Below are 19313 nucleotides of genomic sequence, written 5' to 3' on the forward strand. Positions count from 1 at the left end.
CGGCGCCCGCCCGACGTGCGGCGCCCCCCGCGGTCAGCCGAGCAGGCCCGCGATCTGCTCCAGCTGGTCGGGGGCCGCCTGGAGCAGCAGCGTCGTCACCGCCGTGCCGCGCCACGCCGCCGCCTGCTGGCGCACGTCGTCCGGCGTGCCGACCAGCGCCACGTCCCGCACCAGCTCGGTCGGCACCGCGGCCGCGGCCCGCGCGCGGTCGCCCGCGAGGTAGTGCGCCTGGATCTCCGCGCACGCCTCCGCGTAGCCGAGCCGGGCCAGCGCGTTCGCGTGGAAGTTCGCCCCCTTGGCGCCCATCCCGCCGGCGTACAGCGCGACGAACGGCCGCACGGCGTCCGCGGCGGACTCGACGTCGGTGCCCAGCACGACCGGCACCGTGGCGGTGACCTCGAAGTCCTCGACCGGTCGCGTCCCGGCGAGCCGGCGGTCGAAGCCCTCGGCGAGCAGCCCGCGGAACTCGTCGTCGAGCCGCGGCGCGTAGAACAGCGGCAGCCAGCCGTCGGCGATCTCCGCGGCGAGCGCGATGTTCTTCGGCCCCTCGGCGGCGAGGTGGATCGGCAGGTCGGCGCGCAGCGGGTGCACGGTCGAGCGCAGCGCCTTGCCCAGCCCCGAGCCCTCGTCCTCGGGCAGCGGGAGCCGGTAGAACGGCCCGCCGGCGCGCACCGGCCCCTCCCGGCGGAGCACGTCGCGGACGATCGCGACGAACTCGCGGGTCCGGGCGAGCGGGCGGGGGTACGGCTGCCCGTACCAGCCCTCGACGACCTGCGGCCCGGACACCCCGAGGCCGAGCGTGAACCGCCCGCCCGAGAGGTGGTCCAGGGTGAGCGCGGCCATCGCCGTGGCGGTCGGGGTCCGGGCGGCGACCTGCGCGACGGCGGTGCCGAGCCGGACCCGCGACGTGCGGGCGCCCCACCACGCGAGCGGGGTGAACGCGTCCGAGCCGTACGCCTCGGCCGTCCACACGGAGTCGAGCCCGAGCCGGTCGGCCGTCAGCACCGCCTCCGCGGCCCCGGGCGGGGGACCCGCCGACCAGTACCCGGTGTGGTAGCCGAGCCGCATGCCGCCTCCTCGTCCTCGCGCGCTCGCCGGTGAGCGCGGCCGCGGCCCATGCTGCCGTGCGCGGCCGCGCGGCGCGAGGAGGTCGGGCGCGCGTCAGCCGAGCGACGGGTCGCCGGTCAGCCAGGTCAGGTGCGGTGCCACGGCGGGGAACCCCCACCCGAACAGCCCGACGAGCACCGCGGCGAGCACGACCAGCGCGAGCAGCACCCGCACCGGCAGCGGCCCGGGCAGCCGGCGGAACAGCCACGCGTACATCAGGCGCCTCCCAGGGCGAGGACCGGCTCGGGCGTCCCCTCGGCCCGGTCGAGCCAGCCGACGAAGGTGGCGTAGGTGATCCACCGCTGGTCGTTGCCGAACTCGCCGAGCGTGCGCGAGTGGCAGGTGGTGAGCGTGAGCAGCCGCTCGGTCGGCGCGACGCCGGGCTGCCGGGGGACGGGCGCGAGCACGGACGACTCCGACGGCTCGACGATCTCGTGCGACGTGACCTCGTAGACGTACCAGGTGCTGGCCGTCTCGACCACCACCGGGTCGCCGGGGACCAGCCGGTCGACGTGCCGGAAGGAGTCGCCCCAGGTGCGCCGGTGCCCGGCGAGCGCGACGTTGCCCACCTCGCCGAGCTGCTGCGTCCCCGCGTACCGTCCGGCCATCGCACGGTCGAGCAGGTCCGGGGTGGTGCCCTCGACGACCGGCATCGCGTTCCGGGTCAGCCCCTCCCAGCGCGGCACGGTGAGCACGCCGACGACCTCGCCGTGCGCGACCGGCTCGGGGACCGGCGGGTCGTCCGTGCGCAGCGCGGGCGCCGTCACGGCGGCGGGCGGGAACCCGACGCGGACCTCGGCGAGCACGGCATCGGCGTCCTGCCGGGCGGTGACCGTCGTCCACCACAGCTGCCACACGAGGAACAGCGCGAGCAGCGCGCCCAGGGTGAGGAGCAGCTCCCCGACGACGCCGGTCGCCGACACCGGCGCGGGCGCGCGGCGGACGCGGGCCGAGGCGGGCGTCCGGGCGCGCACGGGCGCGGGGGCGGGTGCGGGCGGCTGGGTCACGCCGTCGACGCTAGGTGCCCCGCGCACCACTCAGTCGGCGGCTGAGTGGTGCACGGGCGGGGGAGTGAGTGCGCGCGCGGACGGTCCGGGTGGGGGATCGGGGGGTCCCGGTGGGCGGCTCGGTGCCGCCCCGGTGGGCGCGTGGGCCGGTCCCGGTGAGCCGGTCGGGGCGCCCGCACCGGGCCGACATCCGCGGGCCCTAGGGTGTGCTCCGGGCGCCCCGCCGTCGTCGCAGCCCGCCCACCGATGCACCGCTCCACGGAAGGACCCCGCCCATGCCCGGCGCCGCCCACCACATCGCCCTCGTCGCGCACGACAACAAGAAGGTCGAGCTGCTCCGCTGGGCGGAGTTCAACCGCGGCACCCTGTCGCGGCACCACCTGTACGCGACCGGTACCACCGGCACGATGCTGGAGTTCGAGCTCGGCCTGCCGGTGACCCGGCTGCTGTCCGGCCCGGTCGGCGGCGACCAGCAGATCGGCGCCAAGATCGCCGAGGGCACCATCGACATGCTGGTGTTCTTCTGGGACCCGCTGGAGCCGCAGCCGCACGACCCCGACGTCAAGGCGCTGCTCAGGATCGCCGCGGTGTGGAACGTCCCGATGGCGGCGAACGTCGCGACCGCCGACATGCTGATCTCGTCGCCGATGCTGGGCGAGGAGTGGACCAGCCGCCCGGAGATCACCCCGCGCGCCTGGGACGGCAGCTCCCCGGTCGCCTGACCTCGCGTCGTCGCGGTCGGCCGGCGGCCGCCTGCCCTACGGTCTCCGGCCCCGCACCCTGCGATCGCAGGAGGCGGGGCCGGAAGCCGTAGGGCGGGTGCCGGGCGCGCGCGTCGCCGGGTCGTCAGATGTAGATCGCCGGGTCGTCGACCTCCGGCTCCGGCGGGGCCGAGCTCGGCTTCTGCCGGATCTGCGCCGGGACGCCCACCGCCACCGCGCCCGCGGGCACGTCCTTGAGCACCACCGCGTTCGCGCCGACCTGCGCGCCGTCGCCGATCCACACGGGCCCGAGCACCTTCGCGCCCGCGCCGATGACGACGTGGTCGCCGACCGTCGGGTGCCGCTTGCCGCGCTTCATCGTCTTGCCGCCGAGCGTCGCGCCGTGGAACAGCACCACGTCGTCGCCGACCACGGCGGTCTCGCCGACGACGACGCCCATGCCGTGGTCGATGAACAGCCGCCGGCCGATCGTCGCGCCGGGGTGGATCTCCACCCCGGTGACGGCCCGGGACACCTGGGACAGCAGCCGGGCCGGCAGCCGCAGCGCCGGCTCGCGCCACATCCGGTGCGCGACCCGGTGCACCCACACCGCGTGCAGGCCCGGGTACGCCAGGGCGACCTCGACCCGCGACCGCGCGGCCGGGTCCCGGCGCTGCGCCGCCTCCAGGTCCTCGCGCAGAGTGCGGGCGAACCGGCGCAGGCTGCGCCAGTGCTCGCCGGCGCCGGTGGCCCCGGTCGCCCTGCGCTCGGCGGAGGACGCGCGCGCCGGGGTCGGCACCCCGCGGCCACCGGGCCGGGAGGTGCCGCCCGTGAGCGGCGGTCGCGTGGTCGAGGTCATGGCGATCAGTCCAGGAGGTCGGCGTACAGGATGGAGGAGAGGTAGCGCTCGCCGAACGACGGGATGATCACGACGATCAGCTTCCCGGCGTTCTCGGGGCGCTTGCCGAGCTCGATCGCGGCGTGCAGGGCGGCGCCGGAGGAGATGCCGACGAGCAGCCCCTCCTCCTTCGCGGCCCGGCGCGCGACGGCGACGGCGGTGTCGGCGTCCACGTCGATGATCTCGTCGTAGACGTCGGTGTCGAGGATCTCCGGGACGAAGTTCGCGCCGATGCCCTGGATCTTGTGCGGGCCGGGCTGGCCGCCGTTGAGGATCGGCGACTCGGCGGGCTCGACGCCCACGATCTGCACGCCGGGCTTGCGCTCCTTGAGCACCTGGCCGACGCCCGTGATCGTGCCGCCGGTGCCGATGCCGGCGACCAGGATGTCGACGCCGCCGTCGGTGTCCGCCCAGATCTCCTCGGCGGTGGTGCGGCGGTGGATCTCCGGGTTGGCCTCGTTGGCGAACTGGCGGGCGAGGATCGCGCCCGGGCGCTCCGCCACGATCTCGTTCGCGCGGTTGACGGCGCCCTTCATGCCCTCGGACGCGGGGGTGAGGATGAGCTCGGCGCCGTACGCGCGGAGCAGCGCGCGGCGCTCCTTCGACATGGACTCCGGCATGGTGAGCACGACGTCGTAGCCGCGGGCCGCGCCGACGAACGCGAGCGCGATGCCCGTGTTGCCCGAGGTCGCCTCCACGATCGTGCCGCCGGGCCGCAGCTCGCCCGAGCGCTCCGCCGCGTCGACGATCGCGACGCCGATGCGGTCCTTCACCGAGCTGGCGGGGTTGTAGAACTCGAGCTTGCCGACGACCGTCGCGTCGACGCCCTCGGTCAGCTTGTTGATCCGCACCAGCGGGGTGTTGCCGATGAGCTGCGTCGCGTCGTCGTAGATGCGTGCCATGTCAGTCCGTCCTTGGGAGTGTCGGCGGTGCAGGGGGAACGGCGCGGGGCGCGCCCGGCCGCGGGTCGAGGGCGAGCGCTGGCCCGGGGTGGGCCCGGGTCGGGCCGGGAGCCGGCGTGCGGCGGTGCGGCCAGCGCTCTACAGACAGCGACAGCGGGTCGCCGTGGGCGCAGCAGGCACGGTGTGCGCGGCGGGGGTGCGCGGGGCGGGGCGCGACGGGAGGAGCGCGGTGCTCGGCGCGAGGCGCATGCCCGGTCCCCTCTCCCTGGTGGTCGGCACCCGACAGCGCCGACAGTAGCGCCAACGCATGCGGGCCCACAAAGATGCCCGGGCGCCCCGATCGGGTGGTCCGCGGACCCCGGCGCGGGCCCGGTCGACGGCCGGCTTCCACCCCTCCACCGTGCGGCACCGCCAGGCGCGCCGCCACCGGGAGCAGCGGCGACGCGGCGCACGACCCGCGAGGACGCCGGCGCGGGCACCCGCCGCGCGGCGGGTCAGGCGGAGGTGAGCGCGGGTGGCAGGATCACCGGCATGCGGGTGGACGACGCGGCGGAGGACGTGCTCGGCGGCGACTGGGTGCGGCGCACGCTGCACCTGCGCCCGGACGCCCAGGGCGACGCCGTCGCGACCCTGGTGCACCGGCGGGACGCCGGCGGCGACCGGGCGCGGCCGGCCGTCCTCTACGTGCACGGCTTCGTCGACTACTTCTTCCAGACGCACGTCGCCGACGCGCTCGGCGACCGCGGCTACGACCTGTACGCCCTGGACCTGCGCGACTACGGCCGGTCGATCCGCGCGGGCCGGGAGCCGAACGACACCCGGTCGCTGGCGGTCTACGCCGAGGAGATCGACGCCGCGGTCCGCCTCGTGCGGGAGCGGCACGACCGCGTGGTGCTGCTGGGCCACTCCACAGGCGGCCTCATCGCGGCGCTCTGGGCCCAGCACCGGCGCGGGCGGGGGCTGGTCGACGCGGTGGTGCTGAACTCGCCGTGGTTGGACGTCCGCGGCTCGTTCGTCGAGCGCACGGTCCTCGCGTGGACGATCGACCACGTCGTCGGCCGGGTCGCCCCGCGGCTGGTGGTGTCGCACGTGGGCGAGCACTACGGCCGGGCGCTGCACGCGGAGGGCGGCGGCGAGTGGTCGTACGACCTGGCCTGGAAGCCGTACGCGGGCTTCCCGGTGCGGGCGGGGTTCGTCCGCGCGATCAAGCGCGGGCAGGCGGAGGTCGCGCGCGGGCTCGACATCGACGTGCCGGTGCTGGTGCTCGCGTCGGACGCCTCGGGGCCGGACGACCGCTGGCACGACGGCCTGCTCACCACCGACTCGGTGCTGGACCCCGCGGACATGCGGCGGCTGGCGCCCCGGCTCGGGCGGGACGTCACGTTCGAGGAGATCAGCGGCGGGGCGCACGACCTCGCGCTGTCCCCGCTGCCCGCCCGGACCCGGTACCTGGACGAGGTCGTCGGCTGGCTGGACGTGACGCTCGCCCGCGCCTGACCGACGCCCGCGCCTGACCGACGCCCGCGCCTGACCGACGCCCGCGTCGCGCGCGGTACCCACGCAGCGGTACCGGGGGCACCACCCAGGGCGCCGGGGGCCGTGTACTGGTCCGACCATGAGCGACACCGACGTGCAGGTCCCGGGGACCGCGAACTTCCGCGAGGTCCGCGCGACCGTGGGCGGCGGGTACCGGCTGCGCCCGGGGTACCTGTTCCGCTCCGACGCGCTGTCCCGGCTCGGGCGGGAGGGGCGCGCCGCGCTGACGGCGCTCGGGATCCGGCGGGTCGTGGACCTGCGGTCCGACCGGGACCGCCGGCTCGGCGGCCGGGACCGGCTCGGCGGGGGCGTCGAGGTGGTGCGCATCCCGATGCTCGGCGGCTCCACGGCGAGCTTCCTGGGTCGCTGGGAGCTGTCCGACGTCTACCGGGAGATCCTGGTCGGGCACGGGCCCGAGGTGCGGGCGGCGGTGCGTGCCGTCGCCGGGTCGCCCGGGCCGGTCGTCGTGCACTGCACCGCCGGCAAGGACCGCACCGGGATCGTGGTCGCCCTGGTGCTCCTCGTCCTCGGCGCCGACCCGGACGAGGTGGTCGCGGACTACGCCGCGAGCGAGGGGCACCTGGCCGGGGAGTGGACCGACCGCATGCTCCGGCGGCTGCGCCTGCTGGGCGTGCGGCCCGACGCGCGGCTGCGGGCGATGATCGGCAGCAGCCCGGCGGCCGTGCTCCGGGACGAGCTGGCGTGGCTCGACCGCGAGCGGGGCGGGGTGGCGGGCTACCTCGCGTCGGTGGGTGTCGGCGCGGACGACCTGGACCGGCTGCGCGCGACGCTGCTCGTGCCGGCCTGACCCCGGGGCCGGGACGGCGGCGCCGGCGTCAGAACAGCGGCCAGGGCACCGCGGGCATCTCGCCCTCGGGGCCGGGGAACCGCGGGTCGCGCAGCAGCCGGTCGCACCGCGCCGCGAGCGCGGTCACCTCGGCGGGCGCCAGCAGCGCGCCGAGCAGCCGACCGAGGTCGCCGTCCAGGCCGACGCGGACGCGCTCGACGCCCGCGACCTCGTCGGCCGTCAGGTCGTCGCCGAGCCAGCCCCACAGCACCGTGCGCAGCCGGGGCTCGACGTGGAACGTCACCCCGTGGTCGACGCCGAGCCGCCGGCCGTCCGGCATCGGCAGCACGTGGCCGCCCTTCCGGTCCGCGTTGTTCAGCAGGACGTCGAGCACGGCCATCCGGCGCAGCGCGGGGGAGTCCTCGTGCACCAGCGTGACGGGGTCGCCCTGCTCGTCGCCGCCCTCCAGCACCGTGCGGACGCCCGCGGGCACGTCGGCCGTCGGGACGACGTCGACGGGGTCCTGCTCGCGGTCCGGCTCCTGCCACAGCTGGGCCATGCCGGGGCCCAGGGGACCGTCGCGCAGCCAGGTGCGGGGGACCACCCCCCAGCCGGTCGCCTCCGACACCAGGTAGGCCGCGACCTCGCGGTGCGCGAGCGTGCCGTCGGGGAAGTCCCACAGCGGCTTCTCGCCCGCGACCGGCTTGTAGACGACGCGCGTGCCGGCGATCTCGGCGAGGAACGTCGCGTTCGACGCCACCGTGATCCGGCCGAGCACCTCGAGCGGGCCGGACTCGAGGTCGGGCGGGGTCACGGCGGGCATGCGGCCCATGCTAGGAGCGGGCGCGGACCCGGGCCCGCTCGCCGGGCCCGGACCCTCGCGAGCGCGTCACATCGGCTCGGCGATCTCCCGCCCGTGCGCCGTCAGCGCCCAGATCACGAACACGTCCAGCGCGATCACGACCAGCGCCCACACCGGGTAGTACGGCAGCCAGGCGAAGGACGCGAGCCCGCTGACGACGGCCATGATCACGCCGATCGTCCGGGCCCAGACCGCGCCGCTGAACACGAAGAACCCGGCGAGCGCGACCACCGCGCCGAGGATCAGGTGCACCCAGCCCCACGAGGTGACGTCGAGCTGGAGGACCCACTCCTCGCCGGCGACGTAGAAGGTGTCGTTGACCAGGGCGACGATGCCCTGGAAGACGTGCATGACGCCGATCATGATCATGATCGTGCCGGCGAAGACGGTCATCCCGACCGCCAGGCCGCTGCGACGCTCGCTCATCCCGGTACCCCTCTCGCTCCGGGCCGATCGGGCCAGGTGGACCCGCAGCCGGGACCGACGCTAGGGAGGGTCGGGCAGCGGCGGCATCACCCGCGCCGAGTGGCTGAGGGGGCCCGCGCCGGTCAGCGGGGGTCGGCCGCGCCGCAGACGTGGCCCTCGGGGTCCATCGGCTCGCCGCACCGCGGGCAGGCAGGGCGGCCCTGCGCGACGACCCGGCGGGCGCGCTCGGCGAACGCGCGTGCCGAGCCCACGGGCATGCGCAGCACCATCGCCTCCTCGGGCTCCGGGTCCTCCGCGGCCAGCCGCTCGGCCTCCTCCTCGGAGTCGACCAGCACGAGCGGGAACGCCTCGACGACGATCTGCCCGGTGGCCCGGTCGAAGTGCAGGCGCATCTGGCCGAGGCGGAAGTCCTCCTCGACGGGCTGCTCGACCGGGTCCGCGTCCACGAGCTCGGCGAACGCCTCCGCGGGCACGCTGTACGGGTTGCCGTCGGTGGTCATGAGCTCGTCGAGGATCTCGTCGATCTTCTCGGCGAGCGTCGCCGCCCACTCCTTCTCCATGGCGACCGAGGTCAGCCGGCGCCCGGTGCGCGCCTGGAGGTAGAAGGTGCGGGCCCCGGGCCGGCCGACGGTGCCGATGACCGCGCGGTCGGGCCAGTCGTGCAGGTGGAGGAGGGTGGCCATGACCCCATGCTAGGAGCGCGGACCGACACCGTCGCGCGCGGCCTCGGCCGCGCCCGCGCCGCCGCCGACCGCCGCGTCCCCCGCGGGCGCCGCCGCGCGCAGCCAGGACAGGTCGCCGGCGTCCGTGTTCGTGGCCACGACCTCGGGCCGCGCGGGACCATACCGCACGACCGACACCGACGCCGGGCCCGCGTGCAGCCGCTGGAACAGGTCGAGGTGCATCCCGAGCGCGTCCGCGAGCAGCGCCTTCACCAGGTCGCCGTGCGTCACCGCCGCCCACACGGCGCCCGGTCCGTGCTCGGCCTCGACCGCCGCGTCCTGCTCCCGCACGGCGGCCACAGCGCGGGCCTGCATCGCCGCGAGCGACTCGCCGCCCGGGAACACCGCCGCGGACGGCTGGCCCTGGACGGTGCGCCACAGCGGCTCGTCGGCGAGCTCGCGCAGCGGCCGGCCCTGCCACGCGCCGTAGTCGCACTCGGTCAGCCGGTCCTCGACCCGCGTCGCCGGCGCCTCCGCCTGGCGGGCCAGCAGCGCGTCGGCCGTCTCCCGGCACCGCTCGAGCGGGCTGGTCACCACGGCGACCAGCGGCACGGCGGCCAGCCGCTCGGCGGTGCGGGCGGCCTGCTCGTGCCCGACGGCGTCGAGCAGCACCCCGGGGGTGCGGCCGGCGAGCACGCCGGAGGCGTTGGCGGTGGTGCGGCCGTGGCGGACGAGCAGGACGGTGGCCATGCGGTGCAGCGTAGGCAGGTGCGGGGTCGGGGCGCCGGGCGGGCCGCGCCCGGGCTGGGCGGCGCGGTGGGCTACGGTCGGCCGGTGCGAACGGCGGGAGTGGTCGGCGGCGGCCCGGCGGGGCTGATCGCCGCGGAGGTGCTGGCCGGGGCCGGCGTGGCGGTCACCGTCTACGACCGGATGCCCTCCCCGACCCGCAAGTTCCTGCTGGCCGGCCACGGCGGCCTCAACATCACGCACTCCGAGGGCCGGGACCGGATGCTGCCGCGGTACGGCGACGCCGCCGGGCGACTCGCCCCGTTCGTGGACGCCTTCACCGCCGACGACCTGCGCGCCTGGTGCGCCGGCCTGGGCGAGGAGACGTTCGTCGGCACGAGCGGCCGCGTGTTCCCGCGGTCGTTCCGGGCGACGCCGCTGGTGCGGGCGTGGCTCGCGCGGCTCGACGCGCTGGGCGTGCGGATCGAGCGGCGGCAGCGCTGGGACGGCTGGGCCGAGGACGGTTCGGGCCTGCGGCTCGCGGGCGTCGGCGGGTCCGTCGACGGCGAGCGCCGGACCGCGCAGCACGACGTCGTGCTGTTCGCGCTCGGCGGCGCGTCCTGGCCCCGGCTCGGCTCCGACGGGTCGTGGGTGCCGGCGTTCGAGGCGCGCGGGGTGGCGACCGCGCCGCTGCGCGCGGCCAACGTGGGCGTCCGCGTCGGCTGGACGCCGGCGTTCGCGGACCGGTTCCAGGGCGTGCCGCTCAAGCACGTCGCGCTGACGGTCCGCGGTCAGGACCGGGCGCCCGTGCGCGGCGACGCGATGGTGACCCGGACCGGCCTGGAGGGCGGGCCGCTGTACGCGGTCGGGGCCGCGGTGCGCGCGGCGCTGGACGCGGGCGGCTGCGTGCTGGAGGTCGACCTGCGCCCGGACACCCCGGCGGACCGGCTGGCCGAGCGGCTGGCGCGGCGGCGCCCCAAGGACTCCCGGTCGACCTGGCTGCAGCGCTCCGTCGGCCTCGACCCGGTGGCGGTGGGGCTGCTGCGCGAGGCGACCGGCAACGCGGTGCCGGACGACCCGGCCGCGGTGGCCGCGCTGGTCAAGGCGGTGCCGGTCGAGGTGCCCGCCACCCAGCCGATCGACCGGGCGATCTCCAGCGCCGGCGGCATCCGCTGGTCCGCGGTCGACGAGCAGCTCATGCTGCGGGCGCTGCCGGGCACGTTCGTGGCGGGGGAGATGCTCGACTGGGAGGCGCCCACCGGGGGGTACCTGCTGCAGGCGTCGTTCAGCACCGGGGTCGCCGCGGCGCGGGGGATGCTCGGGTGGCTCGCGGGGCGCTCGGAGCGGATGACGGGAATCGAACCCGCGTAGCCAGTTTGGAAGACTGGGGCTCTACCATTGAGCTACATCCGCGCAGGCCCGCCGGGCGGGCCGCCGGACCAGGGTACCGGCTCGCGCGACCACCACCCGCACCTGCGCGCCCGCACGGCACCCACGCCGCCGCCGGGGGTGCGCGTGGCGCCACTAGACTCCGGCCCGACGGGATGTGGCGCAGGTTGGTAGCGCGTCCGCTTTGGGAGCGGAAGGTCGTGGGTTCGAATCCCGCCATCCCGACCACGCGAGGAGGCCCGGTGCCGGACGCGGACCTGCTGCCCGCCGTCCTGGCCGACCTCGCCGTCCACGTGCCCGGGCTCCGCGCGGACGGCTGGTCGCCGTCGGTCCAGGGCGCGGTCGGCCACGTGCGCGGGCTAACGGGCGACGACGGCACGCGGTACGTCCTCAAGGTGCTCGGCCCCCGGGTGCGCGACCGGCTGCCCGCCGAGGTCACGGCGCTCGGCCTGCTGCGCGACGTGCCGGGCGTGCCGGTGCCCGTCGTGCACGCTCGCGGGGTCACGGCGGGCGGCGCCGGCTACCTCCTGATGTCCCGGCTGGGCGGCGCGCGCTGGGCCGACCGGCGGTCGACGCTCGGGGCGGCGGCCACCACGGCGCTCACGGCGGCCGTGGGCGCGGTGCTCCGCCGGGTGCACACCGTCACCGGGGAGTCCTTCGGCGACGTCGCGGCGGCCGGACCGCGCCGGGCCGGTGCGGGGGACCGGGTGACGGCCCGCGCCGACGAGCTGGTGGCGGCCTACCGGCGGGTCGGCGGGCCGACCGTGGTGGGCGAGGGCGTCCGCGCGCTGCTGGCGGAGCGGCGCGACGCCCTCGACGCCGATGTCGTCCCGGTGCTCTGCCACCGGGACCTGGTCGACGGGAACGTTCTGGTGGACGACCGCGACCCGGCGCGGGTGAGCGGGATCGTCGATCTGGAGCGGGCCGCGTGGGACGACCCGGTGGCCGACCTGGCCCTGACGCTGGTGCACGTGCGGCAGCACGTGCCGGGGGACGCCGGGGCGCTGCTCGACGGGTACCGCGGCCTCACCACGGACGAGACGGCGCGCCTCGGGGTGCACGAGGTGCTGCACCTGCTCGCCGAGCGGGTGTGGGTCGCGGTCGACCGACCGTCCCGGTGGCGGGAGTCGGTGGATCGGCTCGACGGGCTGCTGCGCGCCCGGGTCTGACGCCGGCGCGGCTCGACCGGCCCGGGCCGCGTCTCTCGGGGCCTCAGACCACCGCCGCCGGGCGCGCCGCCCCCAGCCGCCCCGCGAGCTGCGTCGAGGTCAGGACCCCCGACACCGCCTGCGCCGCCAGGAGCCCGACGAGCACCAGCACCTGCACCTGCGCCGCCACCGCCGGGCTCGCCCCGCCGAGCAGCAGCCCGACGAACGCCCCCGGCAGCGTCACCAGCCCGGCGCTGCGGGTCTGGTCGATCCCGGGCACCAGCGCCCGCGCCACCGCGCGCCGCGCGTGGCCCGCGACCGCCTGCCGACCCGTCGCGCCGAGCGCGAGCCAGCCCTCGACGACGTCCCACTCGGTGCGCAGGTCGTCCCGGAGCCGCAGGCCGGTCACGGAGGCGGCCGCCATCGCGCCGCCGATCATCTGCGCGCCGAACGGCACGAGCGTGGGCGCGCCGAGCGCGAGCGCGCCGCTCGCGACGACGGGGACGACGGCGGTGGTCGCCCCCGCCAGCACCGCGAGCCCGACCGCGCCGAGCGTGCGCGGGCCGAGGCCGACGCGCCGGGTCGCGGTCCAGGCCGCCACCGCCACCATGACCGCCAGGTAGAGGCCCGCTGCGGCGGGATGCCGGAACACCCACGCGATGACGACCGCGACGGCGACGAGCTGCACGGCACCCCGCAGCACCGCCACGACGGTCTCCCGGCGGACCGGCACCCGGGCGGCCGTCGTCACCGCGAGGAACACGGCGAGCAGGGCGACCAGCGCGAGACCCGTCCGCAGGGCGGAGCCGCCGGTCACGCGGCGCGGCGGGCGGGGGCGGCGGGCACCGTCTGACCGTACCGCGTCCGCCGGCGGCCCCGTGTGGGCCGCCGGAGGGAACCGTCTTCCGTGCCCCCGCGCCCGTCGAGTACCGTCCGCGACGTCCACCCGTGCCCTGCGGGACCCCCGACCCGAAGGACGCGTGCATGCCGCCCGCCCGCACCGTGCCGCCCGCCGCCGCGCCCGGACGGGTCGGGCGCCGCCCCGCGCGGCCCGGGTTCGCGCGGCGCCTGGTGGCGGTGGCCGCGGTGGCGCTCGCGGTCGGGGTGCCGGTGTCGGCGGCCGCGGCGCCGCCGAGCCCGGACGCGGGGTCGACCGCCGGGGGCGCGGTGGTCGAGCTCGAGGTCCCCGGGTCGACGTACGCGGACGTCTGGGCCGGCGCCTCGTCGTCGTTCGCGGTCACGTCGGACGGGCGGCTGTGGGCGGCGGGCAGCGGGGCGGCCGGGCAGCTCGGCGACGGCGCGTCGGCCGACCGGGCGACCCGCGTCCCCGTCGGTGGTCTGCCGGGCGGGGTCACGCAGGTCGCCGGCGGTCAGCGGCACACCCTGGCGGTGGCCGGTGACGGGAGCCTGTGGTCGTGGGGCGACGGGTCCTCGGGCCAGCTGGGCCACGGCTCCGGCGCCGGGCGCGACGTGCCGGGGCAGGTGCTCCTCGTCGACGTCCCCGTGGTCTCCGTGGCCGCCGGTGCGGAGTTCAGCCTCGCCGTCACCGAGGACGGGCGGACGTGGGCCTGGGGAGCCAACGACGAGGCCCAGCTGGGCTGGCCGGCCCAGGTCGGGGTCTCGCTGCCGGTGCGGGTCGGGGGGCTCGCCGACACGCCCCGGTCCGTCGCGGTCGCCGCGGGGACCGCGCACGGGCTCGCGCTCCGGGAGGACGGCACGGTCTGGGCCTGGGGCCGCGGTGAGCTCGGCCAGCTCGGTGACGGCGCGAGGACGTCCTCGTCGACCCCGGTCCAGGTGACCGGCTGGGGTGCGCGGCGGATCGTCGCGGTGGGCGCCGGCGCCGACCACTCGGCGGCCGTCGCCGAGGACGGCACGCTCTGGGTGTGGGGCTCCGGTGGGTGGGGTCAGCTGGGGGACGGGGCGCTCGGCGGGGTGGCGGCGGTGCCGCAGCAGGTGCCGGGCCTGGCGGACGCGCGCGTCGCGCAGGCCGCGCTGTCGGCCACCGCGACCGTGGTCCGGACCACCGACGGCGAGGTGTGGAGCTGGGGGAGCGGCGCGGCCCTGGGCGACCCGGCCCGCCCGCTCGCGTCCGCACCCGCGCGCGTGCCGCTGCCCGGGCCGGCGCGTGCCCTGGCGTCGGAGGGCGAGCACACCGAGGTGGTGCTCGACGACGGCACGCTGTGGACCTGGGGGTCGGGCACCGCCGGGGCGACGTCCGACGGCACCGGCGCGGACAGCGCGGTGCCGACACGCGTCCGGCCGCCGCTCGGGGTGGCCGCCGTGTCGTTCGGCGCCGTGGCGGGGACGGACGTGACGGTCGTCGACGACCGTCACGTCCGCGCGACCGCCCCGGCGCAGGCCGCCGGGCCCGTCACGGTCCGGCTCGCCACGGTCCTGCGCGACGGGGTGACCGCCGGCCCGGACCTCGAGCTCGACGCCCCGTTCACCTACGTCGACCCGCCCGCCGCCCCCCGGGACGTCGTCGCGTCCGCCGCCCGGCTGACCGCGCGGGCGGCGCCCGGCAGCACCGTGACCGTGCGGGACGCCGGCGGCGCCGACCTCGGGTCGGCGGTGGCCGGCCCCGACGGGGCCGTCGTCGTCGACCTCGCCCCGGCAGCGTTCCACGGCGAGGTCCTCACGGCCGTCGCCGCCGTGCGCGGGGTCGCCGGGCCGGGCGCGCCGGTCACGGTGGACGCCGTCGCTCCCGCCGCGCCGGTCCTGCGCCCGACGGACGGCCGCGCGCTCACCGGGACCGCCGAGCCGGGAGCCCTCCTGCGCGTCCGGCACGCGGACGGTGCGCTCGCCGGCACGGCGACGGCCGCCGCGGACGGCACGTGGTCGCTCGCCCTGACGCCGGCGGCGGCGCCGGGGGACCGCCTGGACATCGAGGCCGAGGACGCCGCCGGCAACGCGTCGACCGCGGTGCGCTGGCGCGTCGGGCTGCCCGGGATCACCGCCGCGGCCCTCGTCGCGGGCCGCGCCGGGTCCCTGGGCGCCGCCGGGTTCCAGCCGGGCGAGCTCGTCGGCGTGACGCTCGGGGGGGCCGACCTCGGGACGGTGCCGGCCGACGCCGAGGGGTCCGTCGCGGTCACCGCCACGGCGGCCGAGGTCCCGCCCGGCGGATCGCTGCCGCTGGTGCTCCGGGGCGAGGTGTCCGGCGTCCTGACGGGCGACGTCGCGGTGACGGCGCCGGGCTCCGTCCCCGGGGCCGGACCCGGCTCCGCACCCGGCTCCGCACCCGGCTCGGCGCCCGGGCCGGTGCCCGGGCCGCGGACCACGGCCGCGACGGCCGGCGACCCCGGCGCGCGCGCCACGCGGCCGTCCGCCGGCCTCGCCGCGACGGGGACGGCGGTGCTGGCGGCGGCCGCCCTCGCCGGTGCAGCCGGGGCGGTGGGCGCAGCGCTGGTCGTCTGGTCCGGGCGAGGGCGGGCCTCCGCCCGTCGGCGCGTCGACCCCGCGGGCTGATCGCGCCGGTCGCGCCCGGGCCGACGGCCCGGCGCGGCGCCCGCGCCGGCGCCCGCGCGACAACGGGTGCGGCCGCCCCCGCACCTGTGCTTCGATGGGTAGACGAACTCGTCTACCCAGGGAGCGGACATGGCGGAGCAGCAGAGGCGGCCGGGCGGCGGCCTCGCGCGGACGGTGGGCCGGATCGGCCTCGGGGCGGTGCTCGCGTTCGCCGGCACCAGCCACCTCACGTTCGCGCGCGAGGAGTTCCGGGCGCAGGTCCCGCCGTGGGTGCCGCTGGACGAGGACCTCGTCGTCCTCGGCTCGGGGGTCGTCGAGATCGCGCTCGGCACCGCGCTCGCCGTCGCGCCCGCGCGGCACCGCACGACGGTCGGGTGGGCCGCGGCCGCGTTCTTCGTCGCGATCTTCCCGGGCAACGTGTCGCAGTACCTCACGCACACGGACGCCTTCGGGCTCGACACCGACGCCAAGCGGCTCGCCAGGCTCCCCGGCCAGGGCGCGCTGGTCGCGTGGTCTTTGTGGTCGACGGGCGCGTGGCGCGAGTGGCGGAACCGCCGCCGGGGCTGACCGCCCTTTGGCGGCGGCGCGGCGCGGTGGCGTAGGCTTCGTGGGCCGGTGCGGCGAGCCATGCCCGCGCGCGCCGAAGCGTGCCGCCCCTCGGGGTAGAGCGGGGAACCGCCCGACCGGCCCGCCCCAGCGCCCACGCCGGGCACCCCGGCGCAGACGAATCCGAGCAGTTGGAGAGCACTGAAGTGAAGAGCGCCGTCGAGACCCTGGAGCCCACCAAGGTCAGGCTGACCGTCGAGGTTCCGTACGACGAGCTCAAGCCGAGCATCGATCACGCCTACTCGCACATCGCCGAGCAGGTGAACATCCCCGGCTTCCGCAAGGGCAAGGTCCCGCCGCGGATCATCGACCAGCGCGTCGGCCGCCCGGCGGTCATGGAGCACGCCGTCAACGAGGGCCTGTCCGGCTTCTACGCCGAGGCCGTCCGCGAGAACAAGCTGCGCCCGCTCGGCCAGCCCGAGGTCGACGTCACGAAGGTCCCCGGCCTGGTGCCCGGCGAGACCGACGGCGACCTGGTGTTCACCGCCGAGGTCGAGGTCCGCCCGGAGATCGAGATCCCGTCGCTCGACGGCCTGTCCGTGACCGTGGACGACTCGGAGATCACCGACGAGGACGTCCAGGGCCGCCTGGACACCCTGCGCGAGCGCTTCGGCACGCTGGTCGGCGTCGACCGCCCGGCCGCCGACAAGGACTTCGCGGTCATCGACCTGGTCGCCAAGATCGACGGCGAGGAGGTCGACACGGTCTCCGGCGTCTCCTACCAGATCGGCTCGGGCAACATGCTCGAGGGCCTGGACGAGGCGCTGACCGGCCTGTCGGCCGGCGAGACCACGACGTTCTCGACCACGCTGGTCGGCGGCGACCACGCCGGCGAGCAGGCCGAGGTCACCGTCACCGCGTCCTCCGTCAAGGAGCGCGAGCTGCCCGAGGCCGACGACGACTTCGCGCAGATGGCGTCGGAGTTCGACACGGTCGACGAGCTGCTGGCGGACCTGCGCGAGCAGGCCACCAAGATCAAGGCGCAGAACCAGGCCGTCCAGGCCCGCGACCTGCTCCTGGAGCAGCTGCTCGAGCAGCTCGAGATCCCGGTCCCGGCCGGCGCCGTCGAGGCCGAGGTGCACCGCCACCTCGAGTCCGAGGGCCGCCTGGAGGACGACGTGCACCGCGCCGAGGTGACGGAGCAGGCGCAGACCGCGCTGCGCAACCAGATCCTCCTGGACACCCTGGCCGAGAACCTCGAGGTCAAGGTCAACCAGGGCGAGCTCGTCGACTACCTCGTGAGCGCGTCCCGCCAGTACGGCATGGACCCGAACACGTTCATCCAGACCATCGACCAGCAGGGTCAGATCCCCGCGATGGTCGCCGAGGTCGCGCGCTCGAAGGCCCTCGCGGTCGCGCTGCGGCACGTCGCCGTCGTCGACGGCTCCGGTGCGGCGGTCGACCTGTCGGAGTACATCGGGACGGACGAGGAGGACGCGGCGCAGACCGCGCTCGAGGACGCCGCCACCGCGGCCGCCGAGGGCGACGAGGACGCGGCCGAGGCCACCGAGGCGCCCGCCGAGGACGCCAAGGCCTGAGCCCCGGCACCCGCTCGACGCGAGGGCCCCGCACCGGCGACGGTGCGGGGCCCTCGCGCGTCCGGGGGCGGGCGCACCCCCTGCGCCGACAGCGAAACGGGGCCCGACCGGGACTGATGCCGGGCGGGCCGGGCGTTAGGGTCGCTGACAAGCAACCAGTCCTGATCGAGGGAGCGTTCGTGAACGACCAGACGCCGGCCATCGCCCGGGCAGAGTCCGGGGGACTCGGCCTCAACGACTCCATCTACAACCGGCTCCTCAAGGAGCGGATCATCTGGCTGGGGTCGGAGGTCCGGGACGAGAACGCGAACGCCATCTGCGCCCAGATGATGCTGCTCGCGGCGGAGGACCCGGACAAGGACATCTTCCTGTACATCAACTCGCCCGGCGGCTCGATCACCGCGGGCATGGCGATCTACGACACCATGCAGTACATCCAGCCCGACGTCGCCACGGTGGCCATGGGCATGGCGGCCTCGATGGGGCAGTTCCTGCTCTCCTCGGGCGCCAAGGGCAAGCGCTACGCCACCCCGCACGCCCGCGTGATGATGCACCAGCCGTCCGGCGGCATCGGCGGCACGGCGACCGACGTGCGCATCAACGCCCAGCTGATCCTGCACATGAAGACGGTGCTCGCGGAGCTGATCGCCGAGCAGACCGGCAAGTCGGTCGAGCAGATCACGGCGGACTCGGACCGCGACCGCTGGTTCACCGCCCCCGAGGCCCTCGAGTACGGGTTCGTCGACAAGGTCGTCACCCACGCCGGCGCCGTCACCGGCGGCGGCGGCACCGCGGCCTGACCGACCCCCGCCGACCAGAACAGACCTCGTAAGGAGAACTCGTGAGCACCGAGTCGCAGTTCATCGCCCGCGCCGGGCGCCTCGCCGGCGGCTGGGGCGGCACCGCCGGGTCCGTCGCGACCTCGCCGTCGTCCCGCTACGTGCTGCCCCAGTTCGAGGAGCGCACCGCCTACGGCTTCAAGCGGCAGGACCCGTACACCAAGCTGTTCGAGGACCGGATCATCTTCCTCGGCGTGCAGGTGGACGACGCCTCCGCGGACGACATCATGGCCCAGCTGCTGGTCCTGGAGTCGACCGACCCCGACGGCATCATCACGCTGTACATCAACTCGCCCGGTGGCTCGTTCACCGCGCTGACCGCGATCTACGACACGATGCAGTACATCAAGCCGCAGATCCAGACGGTGTGCCTCGGCCAGGCGGCCTCGGCCGCCGCGGTCCTCCTGGCCGCCGGCACCCCGGGCAAGCGCCTGGCGCTGCCGAACGCCCGCGTGCTGATCCACCAGCCCGCGATGGAGGGCGGCGGCTACGCCCAGGCGTCGGACATCGAGATCCACGCCAACGAGCTGATCCGGATGCGCGAGTGGCTCGAGGAGACCATCGCGCACCACACCGGCCAGCCGCTGGACAAGGTCCGCCAGGACATCGAGCGCGACAAGATCCTCACCGCCAAGCAGGCGCACGAGTACGGGATCGTCGACCAGGTGCTCGAGAGCCGCAAGGGCGCGATCGCCACCCGCGTCGAGCCGTGAC

General features: G+C 76.8%; 20 protein-coding genes and 2 tRNA genes. 11 read left to right on the forward strand and 11 right to left on the reverse strand.

Going from position 1 to position 19313, the window contains the following annotated elements:
• Positions 1–33: 33 nt before the first annotated feature.
• The 3 genes from AC3WUG_RS03850 to AC3WUG_RS03860 form a co-directional block, all read right to left on the reverse strand.
• Positions 34–1068, reverse strand: coding sequence for an LLM class F420-dependent oxidoreductase (locus AC3WUG_RS03850; protein ID WP_492326441.1), 1035 nt, complete (start codon positions 1066–1068; stop codon positions 34–36).
• A gap of 93 nt (positions 1069–1161) precedes the next feature.
• Complete coding sequence (locus AC3WUG_RS03855; protein WP_218706293.1) at positions 1162–1323, reverse strand: hypothetical protein; 162 nt, start codon at positions 1321–1323, stop codon at positions 1162–1164.
• Positions 1323–2114, reverse strand: a complete 792-nt coding sequence (locus tag AC3WUG_RS03860; protein ID WP_492326442.1) for a class E sortase — start codon at positions 2112–2114, stop codon at positions 1323–1325. Before AC3WUG_RS03860 ends, AC3WUG_RS03855 begins: the two co-directional genes overlap by 1 nt.
• 275 nt (positions 2115–2389) lie before the next feature.
• Between AC3WUG_RS03860 and AC3WUG_RS03865 the strand changes: the two genes are divergently transcribed.
• Positions 2390–2836, forward strand: a complete 447-nt coding sequence (locus AC3WUG_RS03865) for a methylglyoxal synthase (RefSeq protein WP_147796187.1) — start codon at positions 2390–2392, stop codon at positions 2834–2836.
• A 124-nt stretch (positions 2837–2960) separates the two neighbouring features.
• Here AC3WUG_RS03865 and epsC read toward each other — a convergent pair whose 3' ends face one another.
• Together epsC and cysK are read right to left on the reverse strand one after the other, a co-directional pair.
• Positions 2961–3674 carry a serine O-acetyltransferase EpsC gene (gene epsC, locus AC3WUG_RS03870; RefSeq protein WP_492326443.1) on the reverse strand — a complete coding sequence of 238 codons (714 nt, stop codon included), beginning with the start codon at positions 3672–3674 and terminating at the stop codon, positions 2961–2963.
• A 5-nt stretch (positions 3675–3679) separates the two neighbouring features.
• Positions 3680–4615, reverse strand: a complete 936-nt coding sequence (gene cysK / locus AC3WUG_RS03875; RefSeq protein ID WP_492326444.1) for a cysteine synthase A — start codon at positions 4613–4615, stop codon at positions 3680–3682.
• Between the two features lie 531 nt (positions 4616–5146).
• On the opposite strand from cysK, the gene AC3WUG_RS03880 reads away from it, so the two are divergent.
• Together AC3WUG_RS03880 and AC3WUG_RS03885 are read left to right on the forward strand one after the other, a co-directional pair.
• Positions 5147–6112, forward strand: coding sequence for an alpha/beta hydrolase (locus AC3WUG_RS03880; protein WP_492326445.1), 966 nt, complete (start codon positions 5147–5149; stop codon positions 6110–6112).
• A gap of 118 nt (positions 6113–6230) precedes the next feature.
• Positions 6231–6959 carry a tyrosine-protein phosphatase gene (locus tag AC3WUG_RS03885; RefSeq protein ID WP_492326446.1) on the forward strand — a complete coding sequence of 243 codons (729 nt, stop codon included), beginning with the start codon at positions 6231–6233 and terminating at the stop codon, positions 6957–6959.
• Between the two features lie 28 nt (positions 6960–6987).
• On the opposite strand, the gene AC3WUG_RS03890 is transcribed toward AC3WUG_RS03885, so the two are convergent.
• From AC3WUG_RS03890 to AC3WUG_RS03905, 4 genes are all read right to left on the reverse strand, one after another.
• A complete protein-coding gene (locus tag AC3WUG_RS03890; RefSeq protein WP_492326447.1) occupies positions 6988–7761 on the reverse strand; it encodes an SCO1664 family protein in 774 nt (257 codons plus the stop codon).
• A 66-nt stretch (positions 7762–7827) separates the two neighbouring features.
• Entirely contained in the window at positions 7828–8226 is a 399-nt protein-coding gene (locus AC3WUG_RS03895; RefSeq protein ID WP_147796193.1) for a DUF7144 family membrane protein, read from the reverse strand.
• 122 nt (positions 8227–8348) lie between these two features.
• On the reverse strand, positions 8349–8909 hold the full coding sequence (locus AC3WUG_RS03900; protein WP_492326448.1) for a DUF3090 domain-containing protein: 561 nt from the start codon (positions 8907–8909) through the stop codon (positions 8349–8351).
• Positions 8910–8918: 9 nt separating this feature from the next.
• The gene (locus tag AC3WUG_RS03905; protein WP_492326449.1) at positions 8919–9638 is read right to left on the reverse strand and encodes an MSMEG_4193 family putative phosphomutase; all 720 of its coding nucleotides are present in this window, start codon (positions 9636–9638) and stop codon (positions 8919–8921) included.
• Positions 9639–9722: 84 nt separating this feature from the next.
• Between AC3WUG_RS03905 and AC3WUG_RS03910 the strand changes: the two genes are divergently transcribed.
• The gene (locus AC3WUG_RS03910) at positions 9723–10985 is read left to right on the forward strand and encodes a TIGR03862 family flavoprotein (RefSeq protein WP_492326450.1); all 1263 of its coding nucleotides are present in this window, start codon (positions 9723–9725) and stop codon (positions 10983–10985) included.
• On the opposite strand, the gene AC3WUG_RS03915 is transcribed toward AC3WUG_RS03910, so the two are convergent.
• Positions 10957–11027: transfer RNA gene (locus tag AC3WUG_RS03915), tRNA-Gly, on the reverse strand. The two genes, AC3WUG_RS03910 and AC3WUG_RS03915, sit on opposite strands and share 29 nt — an antisense overlap.
• 127 nt (positions 11028–11154) lie before the next feature.
• Here AC3WUG_RS03915 and AC3WUG_RS03920 point away from each other — a divergent pair.
• Together AC3WUG_RS03920 and AC3WUG_RS03925 are read left to right on the forward strand one after the other, a co-directional pair.
• Positions 11155–11231 (forward strand) — tRNA-Pro (locus AC3WUG_RS03920).
• Positions 11232–11245: 14 nt separating this feature from the next.
• Positions 11246–12172: a phosphotransferase family protein gene (locus AC3WUG_RS03925; RefSeq protein ID WP_492326451.1), complete on the forward strand. Its 927-nt coding sequence runs from the start codon at positions 11246–11248 to the stop codon at positions 12170–12172.
• A 43-nt stretch (positions 12173–12215) separates the two neighbouring features.
• Here the strand turns inward: AC3WUG_RS03925 and AC3WUG_RS03930 are convergent, their stop codons facing one another.
• A complete protein-coding gene (locus tag AC3WUG_RS03930) occupies positions 12216–12968 on the reverse strand; it encodes an ABC transporter permease (protein ID WP_492326452.1) in 753 nt (250 codons plus the stop codon).
• Positions 12969–13135: 167 nt separating this feature from the next.
• Here AC3WUG_RS03930 and AC3WUG_RS03935 point away from each other — a divergent pair, with 167 nt between their 5' ends.
• The 5 genes from AC3WUG_RS03935 to AC3WUG_RS03955 all read left to right on the forward strand — a co-directional run bounded on the left by AC3WUG_RS03935 (position 13136) and on the right by AC3WUG_RS03955 (position 19312).
• Positions 13136–15616, forward strand: coding sequence for an RCC1 domain-containing protein (locus AC3WUG_RS03935; RefSeq protein WP_492326453.1), 2481 nt, complete (start codon positions 13136–13138; stop codon positions 15614–15616).
• Positions 15617–15745: 129 nt separating this feature from the next.
• On the forward strand, positions 15746–16183 hold the full coding sequence (locus AC3WUG_RS03940; protein WP_492326454.1) for a DoxX family protein: 438 nt from the start codon (positions 15746–15748) through the stop codon (positions 16181–16183).
• A 185-nt stretch (positions 16184–16368) separates the two neighbouring features.
• The gene (gene tig / locus AC3WUG_RS03945) at positions 16369–17760 is read left to right on the forward strand and encodes a trigger factor (RefSeq protein WP_492326455.1); all 1392 of its coding nucleotides are present in this window, start codon (positions 16369–16371) and stop codon (positions 17758–17760) included.
• A gap of 179 nt (positions 17761–17939) precedes the next feature.
• Positions 17940–18560: an ATP-dependent Clp protease proteolytic subunit gene (locus AC3WUG_RS03950; RefSeq protein WP_147796218.1), complete on the forward strand. Its 621-nt coding sequence runs from the start codon at positions 17940–17942 to the stop codon at positions 18558–18560.
• 41 nt (positions 18561–18601) lie between these two features.
• On the forward strand, positions 18602–19312 hold the full coding sequence (locus AC3WUG_RS03955; protein WP_203667823.1) for an ATP-dependent Clp protease proteolytic subunit: 711 nt from the start codon (positions 18602–18604) through the stop codon (positions 19310–19312).
• The last annotated feature ends 1 nt before the right edge of the window (position 19313 follow it).

This window comes from Cellulomonas sp. EB106-03-03-XG116, from assembly GCF_058792015.1.